The 25,668-nt window shown below is 59.0% G+C and carries 15 protein-coding genes; 9 read left to right on the top strand and 6 right to left on the bottom strand.

All coding sequences use genetic code 11. The features are described 5' to 3' along the window. A complete protein-coding gene (locus tag LB558_RS07860) occupies positions 1–1,197 on the top strand; it encodes a DUF1116 domain-containing protein (RefSeq protein ID WP_224697018.1) in 1,197 nt (398 codons plus the stop codon). A 189-nt stretch (positions 1,198–1,386) separates the two neighbouring features. Here the strand turns inward: LB558_RS07860 and LB558_RS07855 are convergent, their stop codons facing one another. Beyond that, positions 1,387–1,932, bottom strand: a complete 546-nt coding sequence (locus LB558_RS07855; RefSeq protein WP_224697017.1) for a flavin reductase family protein — start codon at positions 1,930–1,932, stop codon at positions 1,387–1,389. A gap of 273 nt (positions 1,933–2,205) precedes the next feature. On the opposite strand from LB558_RS07855, the gene LB558_RS07850 reads away from it, so the two are divergent. Then, positions 2,206–4,338, top strand: coding sequence for a N,N-dimethylformamidase beta subunit family domain-containing protein (locus tag LB558_RS07850; protein WP_224697016.1), 2,133 nt, complete (start codon positions 2,206–2,208; stop codon positions 4,336–4,338). A gap of 127 nt (positions 4,339–4,465) precedes the next feature. On the opposite strand, the gene gltA is transcribed toward LB558_RS07850, so the two are convergent. From gltA to LB558_RS07835, 3 genes are all read right to left on the bottom strand, one after another. After that, positions 4,466–5,755, bottom strand: coding sequence for a citrate synthase (gene gltA / locus LB558_RS07845; RefSeq protein WP_224697015.1), 1,290 nt, complete (start codon positions 5,753–5,755; stop codon positions 4,466–4,468). 102 nt (positions 5,756–5,857) lie between these two features. Next, positions 5,858–7,450 carry an isocitrate lyase gene (locus tag LB558_RS07840; RefSeq protein WP_224697014.1) on the bottom strand — a complete coding sequence of 531 codons (1,593 nt, stop codon included), beginning with the start codon at positions 7,448–7,450 and terminating at the stop codon, positions 5,858–5,860. Between the two features lie 134 nt (positions 7,451–7,584). After that, positions 7,585–9,771, bottom strand: a complete 2,187-nt coding sequence (locus LB558_RS07835) for a malate synthase G (RefSeq protein ID WP_224697013.1) — start codon at positions 9,769–9,771, stop codon at positions 7,585–7,587. Between the two features lie 150 nt (positions 9,772–9,921). Between LB558_RS07835 and LB558_RS07830 the strand changes: the two genes are divergently transcribed. From LB558_RS07830 to LB558_RS07820, 3 genes are all read left to right on the top strand, one after another. Then, positions 9,922–11,319, top strand: coding sequence for a helix-turn-helix domain-containing protein (locus LB558_RS07830; RefSeq protein ID WP_224697012.1), 1,398 nt, complete (start codon positions 9,922–9,924; stop codon positions 11,317–11,319). Positions 11,320–11,798: 479 nt separating this feature from the next. Beyond that, positions 11,799–13,280, top strand: coding sequence for an Eco57I restriction-modification methylase domain-containing protein (locus LB558_RS07825; protein ID WP_224697210.1), 1,482 nt, complete (start codon positions 11,799–11,801; stop codon positions 13,278–13,280). A 104-nt stretch (positions 13,281–13,384) separates the two neighbouring features. Further along, on the top strand, positions 13,385–14,413 hold the full coding sequence (locus tag LB558_RS07820) for a hypothetical protein (RefSeq protein ID WP_224697011.1): 1,029 nt from the start codon (positions 13,385–13,387) through the stop codon (positions 14,411–14,413). A 113-nt stretch (positions 14,414–14,526) separates the two neighbouring features. On the opposite strand, the gene LB558_RS33180 is transcribed toward LB558_RS07820, so the two are convergent. Then, positions 14,527–14,718: a hypothetical protein gene (locus LB558_RS33180; RefSeq protein ID WP_412033442.1), complete on the bottom strand. Its 192-nt coding sequence runs from the start codon at positions 14,716–14,718 to the stop codon at positions 14,527–14,529. Beyond that, the gene (gene glp, locus LB558_RS07810; protein ID WP_224697009.1) at positions 14,651–15,724 is read right to left on the bottom strand and encodes a gephyrin-like molybdotransferase Glp; all 1,074 of its coding nucleotides are present in this window, start codon (positions 15,722–15,724) and stop codon (positions 14,651–14,653) included. Before glp ends, LB558_RS33180 begins: the two co-directional genes overlap by 68 nt. 418 nt (positions 15,725–16,142) lie before the next feature. Here glp and LB558_RS07805 point away from each other — a divergent pair, with 418 nt between their 5' ends. From LB558_RS07805 to LB558_RS07790, 4 genes are all read left to right on the top strand, one after another. Continuing rightward, complete coding sequence (locus tag LB558_RS07805) at positions 16,143–19,700, top strand: P-loop NTPase fold protein (RefSeq protein ID WP_224697008.1); 3,558 nt, start codon at positions 16,143–16,145, stop codon at positions 19,698–19,700. A gap of 1,409 nt (positions 19,701–21,109) precedes the next feature. Next, entirely contained in the window at positions 21,110–22,450 is a 1,341-nt protein-coding gene (locus LB558_RS07800) for an LLM class flavin-dependent oxidoreductase (protein ID WP_224697007.1), read from the top strand. 855 nt (positions 22,451–23,305) lie between these two features. Next, a complete protein-coding gene (locus LB558_RS07795; protein WP_224697006.1) occupies positions 23,306–23,917 on the top strand; it encodes an NAD(P)-dependent oxidoreductase in 612 nt (203 codons plus the stop codon). A gap of 42 nt (positions 23,918–23,959) precedes the next feature. Further along, positions 23,960–25,657: an FAD-dependent oxidoreductase gene (locus tag LB558_RS07790; RefSeq protein ID WP_224697005.1), complete on the top strand. Its 1,698-nt coding sequence runs from the start codon at positions 23,960–23,962 to the stop codon at positions 25,655–25,657. The last annotated feature ends 11 nt before the right edge of the window (positions 25,658–25,668 follow it).

Here is a 25,668-nt window from a genome sequence, read left to right as displayed (position 1 = left end):
ATGACGACGGCCGAGCCTATCCTGATTGACGTGAAGCCTGCCTTGGACATTGTCCCCGGAATGAAGGCCAACCTGATCCTCACCTCGGGGCCCGGGTTGCCGTGGAACGAATATGTCGGGGGGCAACGCGAAGGCATTATTGGTGGCGCCCTTTACGAGGAGCTGGCCAGTTCACATGAGGATGCCGTTGCCAAACTCGATGCTGGAGAGATCGAGGTCGGTGCCTGTCAGGACTTTGGCTGCGTCGGTTCCCTGGCCGGCATCTACACCTCATCAATGCCGGTGTTCGTCGTGGAGAATGCGAAAGGCGGCTCTCGCGCCTTTTGCAACATGTATGAGGGAAAGTCGCGAAAGCGCCTGAACTACGGCACATATGACGAAACGGTGCGCAACCAGCTGAAACTCATTGAGCAGGTGGTTGCGCCTGTAATTGGAGAGGCGGTGCGCTCCGCGGGCGGCATTCCCCTGAAGCCGATCATGATCAGGGCGCTTAATATGGGCGACGAGCTGCACAGCAGAAACACCGCCGCCTCGCTCCTGTTTGCTCGCGAGCTTTTTCCCCAGTTTTTGAAGCTCTATGCCAAGCTCGGCGCCAACCTGGAAAAGACGCTCGAGATCCTTACGGAGGACCACTACTTCTTCCTGCGGCTGTCGATGGCTGCCGCAAAGGCCACGGCGGACTACGCCCATGGCGTTGAGGGCTCCAGTCTAGTCACCGCGATGGCCTTCAGCTGCAAGGAGTTCGGCATTCGGGTTTCGGGACTGGATGATTGGATCCGAGGCCCCCATGCGGCTGTGCAGGCGAAGCTCTTTGAAGGGCATGATGCGTCCGAGATCACCTGGATGGGGGGCGAAAGTCCGATCACCGAGACGATCGGGCTTGGCGGGTTCGCTCAGGCAGGCGCGCCCACGCTCCAAGCTTATCAAGGTGGTTCCTATGAGGAGATGATGAAGCGGAATGTCTCGCTCTACGGCATCACTTTTGGCGAGAACCCGGATTACAAGATCGCCGCCCTCGGATACCGGGGAACGCCAACCGGCATCGACGTGTTCCAGGTGCTCCAGACCAAGGTCCTTCCGGTTATGGACATCGGCATAGCCGGCAGCGGCGGGGGTCAGATCGGTGCCGGTATCGTCAGCGCGCCCATCGAATGTTTCCAGGAAGCCGCGCATCGCTATTCGGAAAAATACGGCTGATAGCCGGTATATCCTCATGCCTGCGGTCATCGACCTCCCAAGCGACCGCGGTGGTGGGGGGGGGCTCTTCGCCGAACCCGACCTTGGGTCAGAGGTGGAAAGTGTTCAGGTCACAATTGCCACATAAGGCACTTTGGCGCCTTACGATGATCGACAACGTGCGAGTCATCGCAATTGCCCGCCGCTATTCTATCCCGCAAGCGGGCTAATGGTATTCATCTCCCCTTGATCGGCTGAACCGCTCCATCCGACATACTTGCCCCGGAAGGACAGCAATGGCGTGGCATCCTCCTCGGCAACGCAGTCGACAAGCCGGCCGATGACGATTTCGGTCTCGTGGTAGGTGAAGATCTTGTCGACCGTGCAGTTTATGATGAGAAGCGCGTAACGGAATTTCGGTGGACCCGAGCCGATCAGGTCCCAGTCGTTCGCGGCAAATCGTTCGGCCCCATTGAGCCCGGACCTGCCACCGAAAATGTCGGCTGTACCGGCGGCATGGGATGGCAGATAGTTTATCGCGAACAAGCCTGAGTTACGGATCGTGGCCAATGCGCTGGTGCTCTTTGCGACAGCAACCGACATTGAAGGCGGCGAAGATGTGACATGCGCAACTGACAATGCCAAAAACCCGGCGGGGCCGCCCTCGTCGCGTGACGTGATCACCGGGACCGCTGTCGGGCGCCGGCCCAGCATCTGCCAGTAGCGCTTCGAATCAGCGATGTCGTCAAAAGTCATATTGATCGAGCCTCTCGTCCTGCGGGCTGCCGCTGTTGCCCCGGTCGCAAATTTGTGGATGGTATGTTGACACCGTCAAGCTATTGGTCTGATATCCAGACCAATAGCTTGAAAGATGCCTTAGCCGCCTGTCAACCAGGCGACCAGGCGATCATACGACCATAACGCATCGCTGCGCAGGCGGCTGTGATCAATTAGACGAGATAGGGCGAAAAGATGGAAGTGTCGGCATATTTCGAAGAATGGTCTCTGTTGCCTGGCGAGACAGTGCGCATGGCCATCAGCACGAAGCACCCGCAGGTACAGGCCACGCTGGAACGAATTACCCGCGGTCCTACCGCGCAGGACGCGGCCGGGGCTCACCAGCCATTCGGCGAGCAAGTGCCTGGGATCGACATTACCATTCCAGGCACCAAGCAGGAAACTGCCATGGGTTCGTTTGTAGAGTTGCCTCTTGGAGTCACGCGCCACAAAAGTGGTTTCAGCCTGCATCTCTGGTTTTGGGCCAGCGTTCCTGATTGGAAGGACGACCAGGCAATCCTTTCGTGCGGCAGCAACGCTGAGGAGGATGGACTTGCGCTCCTGATCCGAAACAAAAAACTGATCGTCTCGCTTAATGGCAGGGACGCGGCGTCCAGCTTGGAGATCGACGCGCGCATTTGGTACTCGTTGATCCTGTGCGTTGAACACGGCTCCAACGTAACAAAGGTGACGCTCGATGTCGCCCAGGTGAGCGGGTTGCCTGGTGCGAAACCTCATTCTGTCGAAACGATCAACCTCACAGGCGCTCTTGCCACCATCGACAATCTTTTGCTGGCCGCCGCTGCTGTCGACATGATCGGGTCTGCCGTCAGCGGATTTAACGGAAAAATTGGCTCGCCTTCCTTTTTCGGCCGGCTGTTGGGCAGTTCCGAAAGGGCCGCGCTTCATGTTTCGGGCGCCGCCGCCACATCGAACCCTGACTTGCATTGGAACTTCGCCGAGCACTTCAGCTCGCTGGAGATCAGGGAGAAGGCAGGTCGAGCGCCTGCCGGGAGCATTCATAATGGCGCAGAGCGTGGCGTCACTGGGCATAACTGGACTGGCGCGAGCGACTCTTTCGTTGAAGCGCCTGGGCAGTATGGCGCGATCTACTTCCATTCCGATGAGATGGTAGACTCCAATTGGAGCTACAATTTGGAGTTTGAGTTGCCCGCTGCCCTCGAAAGCGGCATCTATGCAGTGCGCCTCCAGGTAGGCGGCCACGAGGATCGATATCCTCTCTTCGTGCGAGGACGCAAAAGCGATAGAGCGGACGTGCTCTTCATCGTCCCGACCAACACTTATCTCGCCTACGGAAATGACCACTTTGCTGGCGCTGACCTGTCGGCCAGTATGATGCATGAAAAACTCGTCTCCGAGGACGAAAAGTACCTGAACGCGCACCCCGAGTTTGGTGTTTCGGCCTACGACGTCCACGCTGACGGAAGTCCGGTCCGCTTCAGCAGCCGGCGCCGCCCCTTGGTCAACGTGCGGCCGCACTACCCCAACTGGCTTACCGGAAGCTTCCGGCATTTTGCCGTGGATCTGTTCGTCGTCGAGTGGCTTGAACGGTCAGCATACTCCTATCACGTCGTGACAGACGAGGATGTGCATTTCGGTGGGAAGGACTTGCTGTCCCGCTACAAGGTCGTGGTGACGGGTTCGCACCCTGAATATTGGTCGAACAAGGGGCTTACCGGCCTTGAGAATTACCTTCGAGCTGGCGGTCGGTTGATGTATCTGGGAGGGAATGGGTTTTACTGGGTGACCACCCACGACCCGGATCGCCCATGGATCGTCGAAATTCGCCGGGACAATGGCGGCTTGAGATCGTGGGATCCTCCACCCGGAGAACGTACCCACATCCATACCGGCGAGCCGGGGGGATTGTGGCGTTACCGCGGTCGAGGCCCAAACAAAATTTGCGGCGTGGCGTTCGCGGCCGAGGGCTGGTCCAAGGCTCAAGGCTACAAGCGCTCCGCCGAAAGCTACCAAGCGCCGTTGAGTTCTTTCTTTGAGGGGATTGAAGACGACGTCATCGGTGATTTCGGCTATGTCCTCAACGGCGCCGCTGGCGATGAACTCGACCGATTTGACTTGCAACTCGGCTCGCCTCCGCAATCGCAGATAATGGCTTCGGCAACGGGATTCGGAGCGGAATACCAGATTGTGAACGAAGACGTCTGCATTCCAATGCCCAAACAGGACGGCAGCACAAGGCCAGACAGGGTACGCTCCGACATGGTCTATATTCCGATCGGAGGTGGTGGAGGCGTTTTCTCAGTAGGCTCGATCGCTTTTGCTGGCGCGATCGCGTGGAACGGCTTCGATAACAACGTAGCGCGACTGGTCAACAACGTGCTCAGGAAGTTCGTTGAGGAGTAGCGACTTCTCGCGAAGCTGCCCGGCCCGGCGGTCGGGTCCCCGAAAGGTGACATGGTAAGGGCGTCGCGAGCTGGTGAACTCGTGGGCCAAAAGGCTCGATCGCTGCCCGGCCAAGGGCTTGTAAAACCTACCTGTGCGCGATCGGCACGTAATCGCGTTCGGTGGCGCCGGTGTAGAGCTGGCGCGGGCGGCCGATCTTCTGGTGCGGATCCTCGATCATTTCCTTCCACTGCGCGATCCAGCCGACGGTGCGGGCGACCGCGAACAGCACAGTGAACATGGTGGTGGGGAAACCCAGCGCCTTCAGCGTGATGCCGGAATAGAAGTCGACGTTCGGATAGAGCTTCTTCTCGATGAAATAGGCATCGGTCAGCGCGATCTTTTCCAGCTCCATGGCGATGTCGAGCAACGGATCGTCCTTGATGCCGAGCTCGCCCAGGACCTCGTGCGCCGTCTTCTGCATGATTTTTGCACGCGGATCGTAGTTCTTGTAGACGCGGTGGCCAAAGCCCATCAGCCGGAACGGATCGTTCTTGTCCTTGGCCCGGGCGATGAATTCCGGGATGTGGTCGACATGGCCGATCTCGCCCAGCATGTTGAGCGCGGCTTCATTGGCGCCGCCATGCGCCGGACCCCAAAGGCAGGCAATGCCGGCGGCGATGCAGGCAAACGGATTGGCGCCCGAAGAGCCGGCAAGGCGAACGGTCGAGGTCGAGGCGTTCTGCTCGTGATCGGCGTGGAGGATGAAGATGCGCTCCATGGCGCGCGCCAGCACCGGGTTGATCTTGTATTCCTCGCACGGCACGGCAAAGCACATATGCAGGAAGTTGGCGGCGAAGTTCAGCTCGTTCTTGGGGTAATTGAAGGGCTGGCCGATGTGGTATTTGTAGGCCATCGCCGCGATCGTCGGCATCTTGGCGATCAGCCGCATCGAGGCGACCATGCGCTGGTAAGGGTCGGAGATATCGGTGGAATCGTGATAGAATGCCGACAGCGCGCCGACCACGCCGCACATCACCGCCATCGGGTGCGCATCGCGGCGGAAGCCGGTGAAGAAGCGCGACAGCTGTTCATGCACCAATGTGTGACGCGTCACCTGGTTGTTGAAATCGTTTTTTTGGGCCGCGGTCGGCAATTCGCCGTAGAGAAGGAGATAACAGACCTCGAGGAAGTCGCCGTGTTCGGCCAATTGGTCGATCGGGTAGCCGCGATGCAGGAGGATGCCGGCGTCACCGTCGATATAGGTGATTTTGGACTCGCAGCTGGCAGTCGAGGTGAAGCCCGGATCATAAGTGAAAGCGCCGGTGGCGCCATAAAGCTTCCCGATATCTATGACGTTCGGGCCGATTGTCCCTACCTGAATATTCAGAATGTGCCTTCGCCCATCCAATTCCAGGACCGTGCTCGCTGCGTCCATCGAAATGTCCTCTCGCGCCTTCTGCGCAAGCCATGCCTGATTGGCGTCAATCCGACGCCGGCCGATACGGCGACACGCCGCATCGGTCGATTTCCGTCGCGGTCAGGCCGCGAATTGATTCATCGTGTTGTGAGCGCCACCGGCTTTGAGCGCTGCCTCACCGGCAAAATATTCCTTGTGATCGTCGCCCAAGTCGGATCCCGCCATGTTCTGATGCTTCACACAGGCAATGCCTTGGCGGATTTCGCGGCGCTGGACGTTGGCGACGTACCCAAGCATGCCTTGTTCGCCAAAATATTCCTTGGCTAGATTGTCGGTCGACAAGGCGACCGTGTGGTAAGTCGGCAAAGTGATGAGGTGGTGGAAAATGCCGGCGCGTGCGGCTGCATCGCGCTGAAATGTCCTGATCCTCTCATCAGCCTCGAGCGCCAGTTCCGTGTTGTCATATTCCGCGCTCATCAGCTTTGCCCGGTTGTAGCTCGTGACGTCCATGTCCTGCGACAGCCAAGTGTCAAAGACCTGCTGCCGGAAATTCAGCGTCCAGTTGAAGGACGGCGAGTTGTTGTAGACGAGCTTCGCATTGGGCATGACCTCACGGATACGGTCGACCATGCCTGCGATCTGCTCGATGTGAGGCTTTTCGGTTTCGATCCAAAGCAAATCGGCACCGTTCTGCAGCGCGTTGACGCCGTCAAGAACGCATCTGTCCTCGCCCGTGCCCGCACGGAACTGGAACAGGTTAGAGCGAAGCCGCTTTGGCCGCAGAACCTTCGACCCGCGGGTAATCAGCACGTCACCGTTCGAGATTTCGTCCTTTGAAATTTCGTCGCAGTCGAGGAAGGAGTTGTACTGGTCGCCGATGTCGCCTTCCGCAGCGCTGAAGGCGATCTGCTTGGTCAGGCCCGCACCCAGAGAATCGGTGCGCGCGACGATGATGCCGTTGTCAACCCCGAGTTCCAGGAAGGCGTACCGGCAGGCCCGGATCTTAGCCACGAAATCTTCATGCGGGACTGTGACCTTGCCGTCCTGGTGACCGCACTGTTTCTCATCCGAAACCTGATTTTCAATCTGGAGCGCACATGCCCCGGCCTCGATCATTTTCCTGGCAAGCAGATACGTCGCTTCGGCGTTCCCGAAGCCCGCATCGATATCGGCAATGACCGGAACGACATGAGTTTGATATTTGTCGATCGAAGCGAGCAACTCCCGTTGCAAGGGCGCATCGCCTGCCTCCCGTGCCTTGTCCAGCGCTCGAAAGACCATACCGAGCTCGCGCGCATCAGCCTGCCGCAAAAAGGTATAAAGCTCCTCGATCAAAGCCGGTACGCTCGTCTTCTCGTGCATGGACTGGTCGGGCAGAGGACCGAACTGCGAGCGAAGGGCTGCCACCATCCAGCCCGACAGATAGAGATAGCGACGATCGGTCCCGCCAAAATGTTTCTTTATCGAGATGATCTTCTGCTGTCCGATAAACCCGTGCCAACAGCCCAGGGATTGAGTGTATTTTGCAGGATCCTGGTCATACGCAGCCATGTCCTTGCGCATGATGTCCGCGGTGTAGCGGGCAATATCCAGCCCCGTCCGGAACCGGTTCTGCAGCCGCATCCGCGCGACGGCTTCTTCCGAAATCCCTTGCCAATTCTTGTTGCCGCTGATTGTGGCGGCGGCCTCTTTGATGGCGATCTTGTATGTCATTTTGATTACCCTCGGCACGTTGACGTGACCTTCCCACTAGAACGGGAATGAGAGCGGACCGAGCGGGAAAATTGTCAGTCTGTGAAACTTTACAGACGAAACGTGTCATCATGTAATGTATGTAAAGGCCGCACCTAAAGGACGAACTCCGGAGAGACGGATTCGCGTGCCTTCATTTCCAGCCGCCGTGCATGCAGCACCGGCTCGGTGTAGCCATTCGGCTGGCTCGCCCCTTTGAACACCAGGTCGCAAGCGGCCTGGAAGGCGATCGAGCTGTCGAAGTCGGCGGCCATGGGCTGATAGAGCGGGTCGCCGACATTTTGCAGATCGACGATCGCCGCCATGCGTTGCAGCGAATCCCGCACCTGGATTTCCGTGCATACTTTGTGGCGCAGCCAGTTGGCGATGTGCTGCGAGGAGATGCGCAGCGTGGCGCGGTCTTCCATCAGACCGACATCGTTGATGTCGGGCACTTTGGAGCAGCCGACGCCCTGGTCGATCCAGCGCACGACATAGCCCAGAATGCCTTGCGCATTGTTGTCGAGCTCGCGCTGGATTTCATCCGGCGTCCAGTTCGGCCGCACGGCCACCGGCACCGACAGGATATCGTCGAGTTTCGCCTTCGTCCGGTTTTTCAGCGCCGCCTGGACGACATGCACATCGACCTTGTGATAATGCGTGGCGTGCAGCGTCGCCGCCGTCGGCGAAGGCACCCAGGCGGTGTTGGCGCCGGCCTTGGGATGCGCGATCTTCTGTTCCAGCATCGCCGCCATCAAATCCGGCATCGCCCACATGCCCTTGCCGATCTGGGCGTGGCCGGCCAGCCCGCATTCCAGCCCGGTGTCGACATTCCAGGCCTCGTAGGCGGCAATCCAGGCGGCCTGTTTCATGTCGCCCTTGCGGATCATCGGTCCGGCTTCCATCGAGGTGTGGATCTCGTCGCCGGTGCGGTCGAGGAAACCGGTGTTGATGAAGACGACGCGCTCTTTTGCGGCGCGGATCGCTTCCCTGAGGTTGACGGTGGTGCGCCGCTCCTCGTCCATGATGCCCATCTTGATGGTGTTTTTTGCCATGCCAAGCAGCGCTTCGACGCGGTCGAATATCTCGACGGCGAAGGCGACCTCTTCCGGTCCGTGCATCTTCGGCTTCACCACATACATCGAGCCCGCGCGGGAGTTCATGCGCCGCCCATTGGCGCCGACATCGTGCAGCGCGATCAGCGCCGTCAATGCCGCGTCCATGATGCCTTCAGGAACCTCGTTGCCGTCGCGGTCGAGGATAGCCGGATTGGTCATCAGGTGGCCGACATTCCTGACCAGCATCAGCGAGCGGCCGGGCACGGTCAGCGTGCCGCCGGCAGGGGCAGTCCAGGCGCGGTCGGGGTTGAGCTTGCGGGTAAAGCTCTTGCCGCCCTTGCTGATCTCTTCGGCGAGGTCGCCCTTCATCAGGCCGAGCCAGTTGCGGTAGACCACGACCTTGTCTTGCGCATCCACGGCCGCGACCGAATCCTCGCAGTCCTGGATGGTGGTCAGCGCCGATTCCAGGATGACATCGGCAATGCCCGCCGGATCGGTGCGGCCGATCTGGTTGGCGCGGTCGATCAGGATCTCGACATGCAGCCCGTTTTTCACCAGCAGCACGGCTTGCGGATTGGCCGCGTCACCGCGATAGCCGGCGAACTGCCTTGGATCGGCGAGCGTGGTGGCGCCGGCGCCTTCGCTGGCCTTCAGCGCGCCATTCGCGATCGAGAGCCCGTTGACGCCAGCCCATTTGCCGGAGGTGAGCGGCACCGCCGCGTCGAGGAAAGCCTTCGCCCAGGCGATCACCCTATCGCCGCGCGCCGGGTTGAAGCCCTTGCCTTTTTCCGCGCCATCGGTTTCGGGTATGGCGTCGGTGCCGTAAAGCGCGTCGTAGAGCGAGCCCCAGCGCGCATTGGCGGCGTTGAGCGCGTAGCGGGCGTTCATCACCGGCACGACGAGCTGCGGCCCGGCGACGACGGCGATTTCCGGGTCGACATTTTCGGTCGACACGCTGAAGGCCCGCCCTTCCGGAACGAGATAGCCGATCTCCTTCAGGAACGCCTTGTAAGCGTCCATGTCGATTGGCGCGCCATTGTCGCGGTACCAGCCGTCGAGCGTTTCCTGCATGGCATCGCGCTTGGCGAGCAGTACCCGGTTCTTGGGCGCCAGATCGTGAACGATGGCTGAAAAGCCCTCCCAGAATTTCTCCGGATCTATGCCGGTGCCGGGCGCGGCCTCTTCGGCCACGAAGTCACGGAGGACCGGATGAACCCGTAAGCCGTATGCCAGCGCGAAATCCATCTGGTGGTCTCCAATATTTTCCATAACGCAATAAGTTGCGATATACCCAAAAGAGTTTCGGCTATATGAGTCCGGCCCGCACGAGGCAAGGGATATTTCGTCAAGGTGTGAAACTTTACAAACCGAAATTGTAATGATGTAAGGCGGCCCATGGAAAAGAATGGCGTCTACCTCGGGCCGCGACTCCGCCGGCTTCGCAAGGACCTGGGTCTGACCCAGGCCGCGATTGCTTCAGACATTGGCATCTCTCCCTCCTACATTGCCTTAATGGAGAGAAACCAGCGCCCGGTCACCGCCGAGGTTCTGATCCGCCTGGCTCAGGCTTATACGATCGACCTGTCAGCGCTGACAGAAGACAAAGGCTCCAGTCTGATCAATCGGATGAAGGCCGCAATGAAGGATCCGATATTCGCAGACATCGATGTCACTCCCGTCGACTTGGCCGACGTTCTAAGTAACTTTCCCGGTTTTACGGAAGCGATGCTGCGCCTCTACACCGCTTATAAGAGCGAGCAGTTTGCCCTGGCTGACCAGCAGTCGGCTGTCGGCGCCGCGGGACTGGATGCTGCCGCCGATCCGGTCGCCACGGTTCGCGCGTTCCTGGCGGCGCGCCGCAATTGCTTCCCGCAGCTGGATGCCGCGGCCGAAACAATGGCGGCCGAAGTAAATCATTTCGGCGGTTTGCAGGCCTTCCTGCGGCAACGTCATGGTCTTACCGTCAGACGACTGCCGCAGGATATTATGATGGGTTCTGTCAGGCGGCTTGACCGGCACCGCAGAGAGGTTTTGCTTGACGACGGGCTCGACCTTGCAAGCCAAAACTTTCAGCTGGCTCAGCAATTGGCCTATTTGGAGGTCGACCATGAGATCAGCAAAATTGTTGAGGCTGGCGGCTTTACTTCCGATAACGAATTGCAACTCGCACATCGTGCCCTGATCGGCTATTTCGGCGCCGCTTTGCTGATGCCCTACGCTCCGTTTGCCAAGGCGGCCGAGAGCAGACGATATGATGTCGAAGCGCTTTCAAGACAGTTCAACACCAGTTTCGAACAAACGGCGCATCGCCTTACGACGCTGCAAAAGCCGGGCCAGGAATGCGTGCCCTTCTTTTTCATACGCGTCGATAGCGCTGGAAACGTCTCCAAGAGGCTCGACAGCGCGAACTTCCCCTTTGCGCGCCATGGTGGAGGTTGCCCTCTTTGGAACCTGCATCAGGTGTTCACCTCACCAAGGACGGTGGTAACCCAATGGTTGGAACTTCCCGACGGTCACAAATTTTTCTCGATCGCGCGGACGGTGAATTCGGGGGGAGGGTCGTATATGTCCCCACGCGCTACACGGGCTGTTGCATTGGTCTGCGAAGCTCATCACGCCGAGCGGATGGTCTACACCGAACGAAACACCCCTCCTGTGTACACGCCGATCGGCTTATCCTGTCGCCTGTGTCACAGATCAGCCTGCACTGCGCGGTCGGAGCCGCCCATCGGTCGTACCATCCTGGCCGATAATTACCGGCGCACGGTTGCCCCATTCGGCTTTTCGGACTGATGTGTTCGAGGTAATCCATCCAATGATCTACCTGAGTCCCGCTTACCTATCGGTGGCGTCGTTTACAGGCATGGTGTTGTCGACCCTAGCTTACAACGCCAAGGTTGCTACATTATGCAATAGGTATGACGCTTATCAGAAGTTTGCGGAAAGGATCAACAATTTGTCCACTAGGATCTATTGGGACCGGCATCCGATCCCAAGCGGGTTCGTTGAGGAGTGGGAAGCCAAGTGTCGTATTTGGTACTACGCCCGCAATGTTTTGGCCGGCGCAAGCGCCCTGAACGTAATCTGGTGGCGCATATCGCAAGCCTAGGTGAGCCGTCTTCCATACGGCGGCTGCGATTCAACTGAGTTGTCGATGGGGATAGGAAACGGCTCTCCTCATCATTGCAAAAGCTGTCAGAGCCAGATTTGTCCCTGATGAATGTTCGCAATATGTTCATGATGCGGTTGCACGGTGATTCGATTTGGCTAAGGTGCGCGCCATGGTGGCGAGATCTCCAGAATATTCGCAAAAGCGATCCGGCGCATATTTCACGCCTGACGATGTCAGCGCGGCCTTGGTGGGGTGGGCTTGCCGTCATCCCGCTGACCGTATGATCGATCCAGCCTGCGGCGACGGCCAGTTTCTGGCGCTTCATCCAAACAGTGTCGGCATCGAGCAGAATCCGGTCTCGGCGCATCGCGCAATCGAGCGTGCGCCGGGCGCGCTGGTGCACGAGGGAGAGTTTTTTACCTGGGCGCTGGAAACTCGAGAGCGGTTCGAGTGTGCCGCGGGAAATCCGCCGTTCATTCGCTACCAGACTTTCAAGGGAGAGGTGCGACGCCGGGCGCTGAGCATGTGCTCTGATCTTGGCGCTCAATTCAGCGGGTTAACCTCCTCGTGGGCTCCCTTCATCGTGGCAACCGCTGGCCTTCTGAAGCGCGGGGGCCGCATGGCTTTTGTCGTCCCTGCGGAGATCGGTCACGCGCCTTATGCCGTGCCGCTTCTGGAGTACCTGATCGCGTCGTTTTCGATGGTCCATGTCCTTGCTGTGCGCAAAAAACTGTTCCCGACCCTGTCAGAGGATTGCTGGCTTCTCTACGCAGAGGGCTTTGGCGGGAAGGCAGATAGCATAGGCATGACCGTGATAGATGAATTTGTGCCGCGAAGAATGCCGGCCAAGCCGGTGATGACGATAAACCTTGAGGAATGGCGCACGGTCTGGAATCGCCGCTTGCGCCCTTATTTGCTGCCGCCTTCGCTGCGGGGTCTCTACGCTGGAGCGCTTGCGGATCCTGATACGCATCGGCTCTCGGAGTTCGCGGCCGTTGGTATTGGTTATGTGAGCGGGCACAACGATTTCTTTCACTTGCGGCCTTCCGAGGCAAAGCGCCTGTCCATTCCAGATGCCTTTCTCCAGCCGTCGCTACGCAATACCCGGGCCATGCCGGACAAGCAGATCACGAAAGCGACTGTCGAGAATTGGAAAAGGCGTGACGATGCGGTCCTTTTGCTGCGCCTGACCCGCGACGATAAACTGCCTCGCGCGGTGCGCAGCTATCTTGACAGCGTTGCCGGCCATGAGGCGAGACAAGCCTATAAATGTCGCAATCGCGCACCTTGGTACGCGGTCCCTGACGTTCAGATACCCGACTTCGTGATGAGCTATATGTCAGGGCGCAAGGTGAGCCTGGTCAGAAACGCGGCTGGTGTGTCGTGCACCAACAGCGTCCATTCTGTCCGAGTCCGCGATCTGAGGCTGGCAGCGAAGCTGTTACCGGAATGGTCGTCGCCCTTCGTGAGATTGAGCTGCGAGATTGAAGGCCACGCGTTGGGGGGCGGAATGTTGAAACTAGAGCCTCGCGAGGCTGGGCGGATCGTCTTTCCGTCGGCTGCAGCGCTTGACCGAGCCGGCCAGGATGAGCTGGAAGAGGCCATCAGCTTGCTCCAGCGCTGGCGCCACTATGATGACTGATTGGCATCCTGACTTTGCCAGCCCGGTTGCCGTGACCGGCCGGACCTGTCTATAGCAGCAATCGGCAATCGAAATTCAACAGCAGAAGTGGCGAAAAATAGCTAATGGCCAGCAGACCATCTGCCAAACGCGATGCATGGAGACTATTCGACTATATAGTTGCGCAGGCTGCTCCTGGTGGGATGCACACAAACCCCTGGGTTAAAGGCCCCGAGGAACAACTCCGCTTCGAGCCAGATTATCCGACCCTTGAACTTTTGCTTGGGGTGCCGCTTCATCTCAAGGCGGGCACGCAGTCCGGCGTTCCGGCTCTCGCCCTTGATGTGTGGCTAAGCTACGAATTACGCCGAGCCGGATTCAGTTCAGACCAGGTCTGGCCAAGGCCAACCAACCCTCGTGTCGTTCCAGCCCCGGTCACGGCCTTGATAAGGTCGCTTCCCGTCAAGCTTCGGGCCGAAGTTGAAGAGCGCCTGCAAAAACAGTCCGCGATACCGGGGGTCACGTCATCGTCTGCGGCCATTCTTGGCAAGAATTATCTGAAACAAGTCGACGTCCTCATGACCGACTGGGCAACAGGCCCTGAATTGCTTGTTTCAACCAAGCGCATGGATTCTTCGTACGGCAAGAACGCCCCGAACAGAGTTGAAGAGTCCTACGGTGATGCAAAGAACCTTCGGCTTCGGCATCCGCTTGCAGCGCTAGGCTTCGTTTTTGGGCTCCGCTCCGACATTTTGCAGAAGGAGCCGAAGACTGCGGATTGGCTATTCGACCTGCTTGTCAAGCTGGGGCAGGAAGACGACGCATACCACGCCACATGTCTCGTCTTGATGAAATACGCGGATGACGTCGTTTTGCCGGATGTAGAGATGGAGCCGCCCTCTGAGGGAATTTTGGAACCGGGACCCGAGCCTGACAAGGATGGCGAGGAGGTTCCTACATCCATACCAGATGGCGCAGTTCGGGACCTCGTCAAAGGTTTGCCGCAGGTGACGATCCTGAAAGAGCGCATTCCGCCGGAATTATCCTCTGGACGTTTTCTTGACGCCATGGTCACGCGAGTTCTGCGCGCCACGCCAGTCAACATGCATGAACAAGCCCGGCATCGCCGCGCTTTAGCCCTGCAGGAAGAATAGCCGGGGCTTGAGGAGGCGGCTACCGCAAAGGCGTCGGGCATGTCTTGGAGCGGGTTTGGTGCGGCGTCCAACCAACGATGCCCGACCGCTGACCCCAACCAATCGAGCGCCGCTCACCAGGGGAAAAAATCCACCAGCCCACCGGGCGCAAAAAGATGCCTATCTTCCGGAAGAAGGATTAAGCCATCGGCGCTAGCTATCGCCAACAAGCTCGCTGATCCTTGCTTCTCAAGCGGCTCAACAGCCGTCAGCCCCGATTGCGTGGTGGTAAATCTGCCCGCAAGGACCTGCAGATGGTTTCCCACTTTGGAGACTGAGTGCGCCAAATGGCAGCGTGAGGGGCGCTGCGCCGCTTCCAGCGTCGCCCACCAGGCAACCGATCAGGAACTGGCCGACGAGCCTGAAGGCGGTGGCCGCGGCAAAGGGATTGCCGGGAAGCGCAAGAACTGGACAGCAGCCAATACTGCCAAGAGCCACCGGCTTGCCTGGACGCATGTTAAGCTTCCAGAACTGGACAGAGCCATGGCTGGCAATTGTTCGGGCAAGGTGGTCGGCTGGCCCAACCGAAGCTCCACCACTTGTGATGATCAGGTCTGATACTGCGGCAGCTTTTATCAAGGTCTGCAAAAGCAAGTCGGAAGAGTCCGGGATGATCCCCAGGTCGTCCACCTCGCATCCCAGCTGTTCAAGCCAGCCCCTGAGCATCGGACGATTGCTATCAACAATGCCACCTGCCTTGGGAGAGTTGCTGACATCTGCCAACTCGTCCCCGGTCGACAATAGGGCTACGCGGAGGTTGCGCCGAACAACCACGGCATCAAAACTCAATGCGGTAAGCAAAGCAATCTGACCCGGGCTCAGCCTACGGCCGGCTCTCAACACCGTCTGACCGGCGGCAATGTCCTCGCCGCGCCGCCGGATATGAAGCTTGCCTCCAACCTGTCCAGCAACGGAAACATTTGCCGGCCGTCGAACGCAATCTTCCTGGGGGATGACCCTATCGGCGCCCGGGGGTACCAAGGCGCCAGTAAATATGTGAGCCGCTTCGCCGGCGTTGACGTGCTTGTCGCCAGGGTGACCAGCGGCAATTTCACTGATCACGCGCAGACAAGCGCGCCCTTCGATATCAAGGTCTGCAGAACGGACCGCGTATCCATCCATGGCTGCGATGTCGAATGCAGGGATGTTGCTGGCAGCGATAACATCATCTGCAAGATACCGTCCAACGCAAGCGTGCAGAGGGAGCCTCTCGGGGCCGGTAACACGCAGATAAGTCGAAGCAATGTGTTCCCTGGCCTTCGCAACGGTCATGGACAGGCTGGACGGGTGCACCGAGGACGGATGCATGTTGGAAAACTCCGGTAAAGGAACGCCCAATTCCGCTGATGGACCGCTATTAGCGGTCTGCGGGCATGTGGCTGTGATTCTTGGATCTTGAGGTATTACGAGTCCGTACGTTTCGGCAACGACGAACGCGACCAGCGCGGAGTCTCCTCGTCAAAGAAGGCCGTCCAGCGCGCCCGATCTCACGGGCCCTTGAAGGACAAATGGAATCGTCTGTGCAGCCCACTAAATGTCATTTGCAGTCCTCATTAACAATATCGTTTTCCTTTAATTGAATCCTCGAATAATGCTTTTCTTGGCGGTCTAAAAGCAGGTGGGGGGAGGAAGTATGGCCAGTCAAACTGAGCCACCCAGATGGGGTGATCTTGCGGAGCCGGTGGCCGCAATGCTTGGTCTCGACCGGGGTCGCTCGCCAACTCTCAAAACGACAATTGAGCGAGGCATTCGCTACGTCAATGTCGACAATGAGGCGCAACGTCTGGTCTTCGATACCAGGGCATTGTTCATCGGTCTGGTCGCCGCGGGACAGGAAGACAGAGATTCCATACGATACGGTAACACCGCCTCATGGTTTGTTGACTGGCTGCGACGTCGGATTAAACCCGAGCTAGTGTCCGAGATGGTTGTCGCCCAGTTGTCCGACTCAGACCTGATTTTCAGCGCGCTGGGAAAGGGCTACAAGATTCAGCTCTCCGTCTCCGTAGATGGTCTGCTCAAGCCAGCAAGCGGCATCGCTCAAAGGACGATCGAGACGCCCGAATATGAAGCTCGGCACCTTTTTGGAGCCATGATGGTTCGCGGTGTCATTGCGGACCAGATCAGGCAGCTCTTTTCGCTTGATCTCACAGTCAATGACATCAGGGACTTGGCGGAAACGCTAATCGACCGGATTATGACGTCGCCGCAGCCGAATGAGACCAAAAAGAAATGGGAAGTGGCGCTTGGCTCCCTGTTCGGTCCCGAGCCTGCGACCGCAGGCCCTGCCTCTGAGCTCAATCGGCTTCTGGATGAGCATGGGCTCAGTTCAGCGACCGACCTGGCGACCCAGACTCTGGCCCTCGCCGCAGAGCTAAATCAACCGGGTGGCGATATCCAGGAGATCAGCAGTAGCCGGCTTTTTGCTGCCGCATTGCAGTTGGCGCGGACTCAACCGGGCTCGGCGGAACTGTCAGCCGTGACGGCATTAGCGCAACTGGCGGGGACCGCCCCTTTTCGGGGCATAAACGATGTCGTGGACGCATTCTCCGCTGCTCCGAGCCTCGGCGGCAGGCGGATCAAGCCCACGGACAACGTCACCGAAATCCAGCTTAGGGCCGTGTCAATGGCGGCTGCCTTCGGCCAGGCGGGCGTGTTAAGGCTGGATACACTCGTAGCCAGTCTCCTCACGCAACCTGGAACCAAGCTTCAGGCGCGACTTGAGGAAGCTTCAATTGATTTGTCCCACCTGCGGATGGCGGTGCTGGAGCGGTTGGAAGTTTTGGACGGGTCGAGGATTCGTCTATGGTACATGGCTTTTGGAGCCACACTACCAGCACGTCTTGTAACGGGCACCATTCCTCCTGAAAGCGAAAGAGTCGAGGCAACCCGCATCATTTTCGCTAACCTTCGCAACGACAGTAGCGAGGGCGACACGCTTGATGACAAGCTCAATGTAGAAGATGAGGCGAGGGCTTTTGCCCGGGTAGCGGCTGCGCGACAAGTGTTGCCACCGTTGGCATTTGGCATTTTCGGTGACTGGGGTTCGGGCAAGTCGTTCTTCATGAGGCTCATCTATCGCCATGTCGCCAGCTTGGCTAACGAGGCGATAGCGCGCAAGGGCGATGACCCGGCCTTTCATCGACAGATCGTGCAAATCCGGTTCAACGCCTGGCACTATGCCGAGACCAATTTATGGGCAAGCCTGGTCGACAACATCTTTGTTGAGCTGGATCGCTGGTTGCGGGCCAACGTACCCGGGACCGAAAGTTCAAAGCCCACGCTTCTGGACCAGCTGGCGACGGCTCGTGAATTGACCCTCGACTCAGCGGAGCGGCTGATTTCGCAACGCAGGCAACAGAAATTGGCCTCGGAGCGCGTAGCCTCCGCGGAGCGAGAGCTGGTGGTGCAGCGCGGGCGGATGGCGGCGGCTCCGCACCTGTTCTGGAAAGTGGTGGGCCAAAGCTTCGTGAGCGTGATTGCGAGCAACAAGGATCTCAAGAAGGCCGCCGAAAAGCTGGGCTTCGATCAGCTCAAGGACGATGGTGAGGCTTTGAAAAGCGCACTCGATTCGCTGGGGGACGAGACGAAGCGGGCTCAAATCATTGCCAAGGCCACCCGCGCACAGCTCCTGAATTGGCCGTTCCTTGCGCTTGCCTTGGCAGTGCTGCTGGTCATTCCGCCAATCGTGGATTGGTTCGGAGCTTGGCTTTCCTCTCAGGTTGGAAAAGGAGGAATACTCGACCAGCTCTTCGATCATGTGCATCTTGCTGTGGTGCAGGCGTCGGCCGTCTTTATCACCGTTGCTGGCGCTATCGGCCAGGTCGCCCGTGGCATCAAACAAGCGGCAACAGTGGTGGACAAGCACCGCGAAACCTTAAGCACCGCGATCGAGAAGAGGCTGAAGGAACCAGGGGATGAGGTCAAGCGTGCCGAAGAGCAGCTCGCCAAGCTTACCGCCGAACTTGCGGAGTCCAAAGCCGTGCTGACGGCGACATCGACTCAGTTGGCGCAAATCACCAAGGAGTATGAGGGCGAGACAGGCAACGGCCGTCTCCTGCGTTTTGTGAGAGACCGTGCAGGCGACGGAGCTTATGCAAAACACCTTGGCCTGATCGCGACAATCCGCAAGGACTTCACGGAACTGTCCGGATTGATGGTGGCTGCCGATGAGGCCACGCAGCAGGAGCTGGTGCGTAAGGTCGCAGCTTATAACGCCCGGGTTGAGACACTCATTACAACTGCTGCGAAAGCAGAGCTCTTTACGTCGGACGAGCAGAGAAAATTGAGGGAATCCGGAAAGATGGCCACGACCCCGGGGCCTGGCCGTTTCGAACGAATTATCCTCTATATCGATGATCTTGACCGCTGTCCGCCCGAGAAGGTTGTGCAGGTCCTCCAGGCAGTTCATCTGCTGCTTTCATTTCCACTGTTTGTCGTGGTGGTGGCTGTCGACTCGCGATGGGTCAGCAAGTCGCTAGCGTCGCACTACGACAAGCTGCTTGCCGAGAATGGTTCCGACGGGGCCACGGCCGGAGACTATCTGGAAAAGATATTTCAGGTGCCCTACTGGGTCCGCGGAATGTCGTCCGAGGGCAGTCGGGCGCTGTTGTCGGCGCTCTCGGCACAAGGGGCCCAAGAAAAGGCGCCAACATCTGTGACGTCGGCTGGCGAGGATGTCGCGGAAGAAATCCGCCTTGGGGAAAGGCTGCCTCCCGAAACCGCGCAGTCGGCCACACCTTCGTCGCCGGAACGTCCGGTCTCAGCCGGACAAGAGCGACCGGTTGAGACTCCTTCCTCTGGGGCGATCGATGCGACAGCTCTTACACTCACGGACACGGAGCTTGGCTTCCTGGGCGCGATCGCGCCATTCACCGGCCAAACGCCCAGGCGGGCCCTACGATTCCTCAACACCTACCGGGTAATCAAGGCAAGCCTGAACTCTTCGGAGATTACGCGGCTTGAGGCCGGCGGCTATCGCGCTCTCATGACCCAGCTTGCAATTGTCACTGGCTCTCCCGGCTTACGTCAGACCTGGGCAGAAACCCTCGATGGATCGAAAACAAAGGTCGACACACACCTGATGACGAAAAAACTGGCGGAAGCCGGAAACGCAGCGCAAAGCTCCCGCCTGCTGCTTGGAGCGCTGGGCGCCTTCGCCCCGGCCGGAATCAAAAGTCGGGGACTGGTGGAGGATCTTAAGCACTACGGTGACATTGCGCGCCGATATAGTTTTGAAAGCGGCTAAAGCCCTGCCCCTCACTGATAGGCGGCGCCGGGTTTCTCCCGGGAGCAGCCAATGGATGCCGATCCCGTCTCGGAGACACGGGGGGAAAGTTTGCGCTTAGCGCAGCGCGTGCGATTGATAGGTTCTCGTCGTCGAGAGACCGGCGAGCGAAGACATGCCGCCCACAGCCCACATGGACTTTCACCTTTACCGCCAGCTCGGCGACTTTCCGTAACCGCTCATAGATTGGGGCGGCGGCTCTTGATGCGAGGCGCCTTGTCGAGACCCAGCCGAGTCTTGCGCTCCTATTCACACCCAGCCGGCTGCCCACTATTGTGACGCAGGCGTGAGGCAAATTGGCATGGAGCCGGAGGCCGACCTAAAGTTGCGAATAGAGGCTGCACTTGTTCGCGGCCGCCTTAGCCAATGGCAGCGTCAATTCCTTCTCGACATGCGCGAGCGGCTCGTGGAGTACGGCCCGCGCACTCGACTGAGCGCAAAGCAGTGGTCAAAGCTCTATGAGATCATAGGCGCAGCACCGCCAAGCACGTATTCACCATCTCAAAGTTCCCCGAACAGGATGATAACGCACCGGCTTCCGCGCCGCTGGCGAAGCCCGCTCGAACGCGAAGCCCGATATCTAGCCGCAAGGTTCGCCAGGACCTTTGGCTTCGCTCTGGCACTGGTAGCCGGTTCGCTCATCTACTCATTCATCGCCGCGGGCGGGCACGTCACATGGTCAAGCGCGCCATCCTTCGTGAGGCCGTCTGAAGACGACAGGGTGCCGCTCGCCAGATCACAGTTCACTGTAACGGACGGAGACACCATCCGGCTCGCCGGCAGCGCAAAGGGAACCCGATTGGTCGGCTTCAATGCTCCCGAAAGTATCGAGCCAAGGTGCGATGTTGAGGGAGACCTTGGGCGTCGAGCGAAGGCGCGGCTCACCGAATTGGTGGCTTCCGCAAAGCTCGAATTGGAGATGACCCCCTGTTCATGTCCGGCAGGAACCGAGGGTACAGCCCGCTGCAACTATGGGCGAAGCTGCGGGTCGCTGTTTGCCGATGGCCAGGACGTAGGTGACGTGCTGATTTCCGAAGGGCTGGCAGTACCATTTGTCTGCGGCGGAACAAGTTGCCCTCCGATGCCCCGTCCTTGGTGTGGTTGAAAACCGGTGGCTGGGCGGGTGATTCCACTGGGGCATTTCTCGGAGGGAACGCAGCTAGGCGACAATCCGCCTAAATTTTCATACGCGGAACAGTACGATCGGTCATGCTTTTTGCAGACATTCTCGTTGGCTGGCATAGGCGACCATTCGCACGCAATGCGACAGCAGGCAGTTTCTAAACTCCAGCCTATTGGGAGAACGAAATATCTTCCCCTTGGCTGGGCTAGAAGGCAACTCTTGCGCAACGAAATCTGGAATCAGAACCATGGCTGGCAAGTCGCTTCGCTTGGGCGCTTTCATGCGCCCCGTCAGTCTTCACACCGGCGCCTGGCGATATCCGGGCGCCTACCCCGATGCCAACTTCAACTTCGCGCATCTGAAGCGTTTCGCGCAGACGCTGGAGGCAGCGAAGTTCGACGCCTTCTTCATGGCCGATCATCTGGCCGTGCTCAACATGCCGATTGAGGCGCTGCGGCGCAGCCACACTGTGACCTCCTTCGAGCCGTTCACGCTGTTGTCAGCGCTTGCCGCCGTCACCGATCACATCGGCCTGGTCGCGACAGCATCTACGACCTTCGACGCGCCCTATCATGTCGCGCGGCGCTTCGCCTCGCTTGACCATATCAGTGGCGGCCGCGCCGGCTGGAACATTGTTACGACATCCAATCCCGACGCGGCGCTGAATTTCGGCCTCGACCAGCATGTCGAACACGATGAGCGCTACCACCGGGCGCGCGAGTTCTACGATGTCGTGACGGGGCTGTGGGACAGCTTCGCCGACGATGCCTTTATCCGCGACGCAGAGAGCGGGCTCTATTTCGACCCGTCTCGGCTGCAGGTGCTCGACCACAAGGGCGAGCATCTATCGGTGCGAGGGCCGCTCAACATTGCCCGACCATTGCAGGGTTGGCCGGTCATCGTCCAGGCCGGCGCGTCGGAGGCCGGGCGTCAACTGGCGGCCGAAACGGCGGAGGTGATTTTCGCCGCGCCGCCTGATCTGGCATCGGGACGGCGCTTCTTTGCCGACATCAAAGGACGCGCCGAGAAGCTTGGCCGCTCCCGTGACGACATCAAGATCCTGCCCGGGGCCTTCGTCATTGTCGGCGACAGTGTCGAGGAAGCGCAGTCCAAACGGGCAAAGCTCGACAGCCTGGTCTACTACGAGAGCGGTATCGCCTCGCTGTCGATCGCGCTTGGCCGTGATGCTTCAGTTTTTGATCCCGACAGCCCGTTGCCCCAAATCTCTGAAACAAACGCGAGCAAAAGCAGTCTGGAAAGTGTCCTGAAAATGGCACGAGCGGAAGATCTCACGGTGCGTCAGCTGGCCCAGCGTCTTGGCGGCTATTCGGGCCTGGCTTTCGTTGGTACTCCAAAAACCATCGCCGATGAGATGGAGGAATGGCTTGTCACCGAAGGGTCCGACGGTTTCAACGTGATGTTCCCCTATCTTCCCGCCGGATTGGATGACTTCGTCGCGAAGATTGTGCCAGAGCTGCAGCGACGAGGCATTTTCAGGCGCGAGTACGAGGGATCGACGCTGCGTGAGAATCTTGGCCTGAGGCGGCCGCCAAACCGTTTCTTTGACCGGCAGCAGCTGGAGAATTAATCCGAGATAGGAGCATAGTTTCGACGGCTGTCGATCAATAGACCTGGGCCAGCTACATCTCGATCCCCAAAAGGTCGATCCGAACAGGGTCGGGCCCTGCATCGCGCGAATGGTTTGACGCAATGATCGCTCACTGGCACGATACGCTTTGCGCCTGGGTGGACGATCTTATTGCAGGGCCGGTCGATGGTTGGACAGCGGCTGACAAGCTCGACCTCATCGAACAAGATAATGCAAATCGTCTGGGATCGTTTCCCTGGACATAGCCGATCATCGCTGCTCCGTCGTGCTCACGACCGTGGTGCCCAGCCTTGAGCCCGGTGGACGCCCCCGGTCGAGCTGACCCTACTGATCAGATACTCGCGTTCGTCACGTTCGCTGCGACGGGCGTCGGCGGTCGCTTGCATTCAATCGGCAGCAAAGTCTGGTACTCATTGTACTCTCGGCCGTCGATCAGGACGTCCCCACTCGGCTGCAGGACGTGCGCTGAGGTCAGCATGGACGTCGTCGGAAGCGCGATCGACCGCGTCCAGAACCGATGCCGGTCCGGCCTAGGCAGGAGGGCGAAATTCCTCTCGTGAAGGCGGATCATTCGAAGATCGTCAGCTCGGAACCCCGGCGCTCCAGCAACAGCATGGCGAGCGTTTGACGAAGCTCGTCGGCGCCGGACCAATCAGCCGCTCCGTTGCCAAACCCATAGGCTTGGCAGATTACGCCGAGGCAACGGCAGCCGCGGAGGGCTCACAAACCTGACGCGCGTCGTTAGAGCTAACGACATACTCCCTTTCGGATTTGGGCCATGGTGCCGCTCCGCCGTATTTCAGTACGCCGGCGGTAGCAACAGAAAGGTGTGTCATGAGACTGGCAATTATCGGGGCTTCTGGAAATGCGGGTACACGGATCGTCGCGGAGGCGCTGGCCCGCGGGCACTCCGTTACCGCAATTGGTAGAAATCGAGACAAACTCGATAAGATCGCCGGCACCTCGGTCGCTGTGGCCGATATGACGGACCCAGCTGCAATGGCGGCGCTGCTTGCCGGGCATGACGTAATCATTAGCGCGGTAAGGTTCATTCAATATGATCCGGAGCACCTCATATTGGCGAGCCAGAAATCAGGTGTCGGAAGGCTGATCGTAGTCGGAGGTGCTGGCACCTTGATGACCGGGAGCGGACTACCTTTAGCCCAAACGCCCGCGTTCCCTGAAATAGCAAAGCCGGAAGCAGCTGGCGGGAAGGCGGTTCTCGAACGTCTTCGAGCAGACACCACGCTTGAATGGACCTTCATTTCTCCATCCGCAATATTTGTACCCGGCGAGCGCACTGGCGCTTACCGCGTGGGCAAGGATGATCTGCTGGTCGGCGAAAATGGCCAGAGCCGGATCTCCATGGAGGACTATGCCATCGCCGTGCTCGACGAGGCAGAAAAGCCGAAGCACGTGAGCGAAAGGTTTACTGTTGGATATTAGCGGCTTTATTGCACCTGTGCCTCCGTTTCGGAGACAACGCCAATGCCTGACGTTTTGAACGTGGATGTATTGATCGCCGGATCTGGCGCCGGCGGCTTGGCGACTGCGGTCACAGCGGGCCATCACGGCCTGAAGATACTCGTGCTCGAAAAAGAGGCCGTTATTGGCGGCACTACGGCCAGGTCCGCGGGCTGGGTGTGGATCCCCAACAGCTCCCAGGCAAGGACTGCAGGCGTGGCCGACAGCCTAGATGCGGCTCTGACTTATCTTCGCCATGAAGCCGGAACTTTTTTCGACGAAGCCAAGTGCCGGGCGTTTCTTGAACACGCGCCGGAAATGCTCCGTTTTTTTGAGAGGGACACGGCGGTAAAGTTTACCCTTGGGTCGACATTTCCGGACTACCACGCAGAGCAACCCGGGGGATTAGCCGGGGGACGCTCGTTGCATGCTGACGAATACAACACCAAGTCACTCGGCCGATATTCATCCTTGATCGCATTGCCGCTGCCTGAAAGTACATTTCTTGGCATGATGGTGGCCGCGAACGGTGAGCTGCGGCACTTCTTCCAAGTCGTGCGCTCCATCGATTCCTTTTTGTATGTGATGCGTCGACTAGCCTTGCATATGTTCGACGTCGCATGGCATGGGCAAGCAACTCAGCTGAAGAATGGACGTGCATTGGTCGGCCGGCTCTTGCGCTCGGCGCTGGATGTCGGAGTGGATGTAAGGACAAATGCCCCCCTGCGGGAACTCTGCTCCACCGGCGGGCTGATATGCGGTGCCACCGCGGAGATCGAGGGGCGAGTGATCGAAATTAGAGCCCGAAAAGGCGTCGTTCTCGCCACTGGCGGCTTTCCGCACAATACAGCTCTACAAGCTCAACTTTATCCGCACGTTGCGTCGGGATCGGCACATTGGTCGCCCAGTTCGCCTGGCAATGTCGGCGATGGCCTTCAACTTGGGCTAAGGGCAGGGGGAGTGTTTCGCAGTGATTTTCCCAACGCCGCAGCGTGGGCTCCGATGTCGCTCGCACCTCGCCGCGACGGCACGTTGGGACTTGTTCCGCACGTGATCGACCGCGGCAAGCCAGGTGTCCTCGCGGTGCGCGCGGATGGCCGTCGTTTCGTCAACGAAGCTAACTCCTATCATGATTTCACTGGCGCCCTCATCAGATCCAAGGCAGACGACACGAACTGCCAGGCGTGGCTCGTCACTGACCACGCCACAATCCGGAAGTACGGCCTTGGTATCGCGAAGCCTTCCCCGATGCCGATCGGCCATCATATCCGCAGCGGCTACCTCATCCGCGCTAAGTCGCTTGCAGAACTGGCACGGCAGGCCGGCATCGACCCCACAGTTTTCCAAGTCACGATCGATACGTATAACCGAGATGCACGATCATTGGGTGAGGACCGGTCCTACGGCCGCGGCACCACTGCCTATAATCGCTATATGGGCGATGCGGGTATCGGTCCTAATCCCTGCGTTGGGCCAGTAGAAGTGGGTCCGTTCTATGCCGTTCGAGTCGTTCCCGGCGACCTCGGGACCTTTGCCGGGCTCGCGACCGATAGGTATGCTCGGGTCATTGACGCAGACGGTAAGCCGATACTCGCACTTTATGCCGTGGGAAACGATGCCGCCTCCATAATGGGCGGCAACTATCCTGGGGGAGGCATCACACTAGGTCCAGCTCTGACATTCGGCTACATCGCGGGATTGCATATGAGCAGCAGCCGATAATGACTGTGGCA

The organism is Mesorhizobium sp. CO1-1-8 (assembly GCF_020164875.1).
GTDB lineage: Bacteria > Pseudomonadota > Alphaproteobacteria > Rhizobiales > Rhizobiaceae > Mesorhizobium.
This window is presented reverse-complemented; position numbering and strand designations above follow the sequence as displayed.

What these genes read in the sequence shown, in the direction of transcription:
- LB558_RS07860 (WP_224697018.1), top strand. Translation starts at nt 1, where the DNA reads ATGACGACGGCCGAGCCTATCCTGATTGACGTGAAGCCTGCCTTGGAC.
- LB558_RS07855 (WP_224697017.1), bottom strand. Translation starts at nt 1,932, where the DNA reads ATGACTTTTGACGACATCGCTGATTCGAAGCGCTACTGGCAGATGCTG.
- LB558_RS07850 (WP_224697016.1), top strand. Translation starts at nt 2,206, where the DNA reads ATGGCCATCAGCACGAAGCACCCGCAGGTACAGGCCACGCTGGAACGA.
- gltA (WP_224697015.1), bottom strand. Translation starts at nt 5,755, where the DNA reads ATGGACGCAGCGAGCACGGTCCTGGAATTGGATGGGCGAAGGCACATT.
- LB558_RS07840 (WP_224697014.1), bottom strand. Translation starts at nt 7,450, where the DNA reads ATGACATACAAGATCGCCATCAAAGAGGCCGCCGCCACAATCAGCGGC.
- LB558_RS07835 (WP_224697013.1), bottom strand. Translation starts at nt 9,771, where the DNA reads ATGGATTTCGCGCTGGCATACGGCTTACGGGTTCATCCGGTCCTCCGT.
- LB558_RS07830 (WP_224697012.1), top strand. Translation starts at nt 9,922, where the DNA reads ATGGAAAAGAATGGCGTCTACCTCGGGCCGCGACTCCGCCGGCTTCGC.
- LB558_RS07820 (WP_224697011.1), top strand. Translation starts at nt 13,385, where the DNA reads ATGGCCAGCAGACCATCTGCCAAACGCGATGCATGGAGACTATTCGAC.
- glp (WP_224697009.1), bottom strand. Translation starts at nt 15,724, where the DNA reads ATGACCGTTGCGAAGGCCAGGGAACACATTGCTTCGACTTATCTGCGT.
- LB558_RS07805 (WP_224697008.1), top strand. Translation starts at nt 16,143, where the DNA reads ATGCTTGGTCTCGACCGGGGTCGCTCGCCAACTCTCAAAACGACAATT.
- LB558_RS07800 (WP_224697007.1), top strand. Translation starts at nt 21,110, where the DNA reads ATGGCTGGCAAGTCGCTTCGCTTGGGCGCTTTCATGCGCCCCGTCAGT.
- LB558_RS07795 (WP_224697006.1), top strand. Translation starts at nt 23,306, where the DNA reads ATGAGACTGGCAATTATCGGGGCTTCTGGAAATGCGGGTACACGGATC.
- LB558_RS07790 (WP_224697005.1), top strand. Translation starts at nt 23,960, where the DNA reads ATGCCTGACGTTTTGAACGTGGATGTATTGATCGCCGGATCTGGCGCC.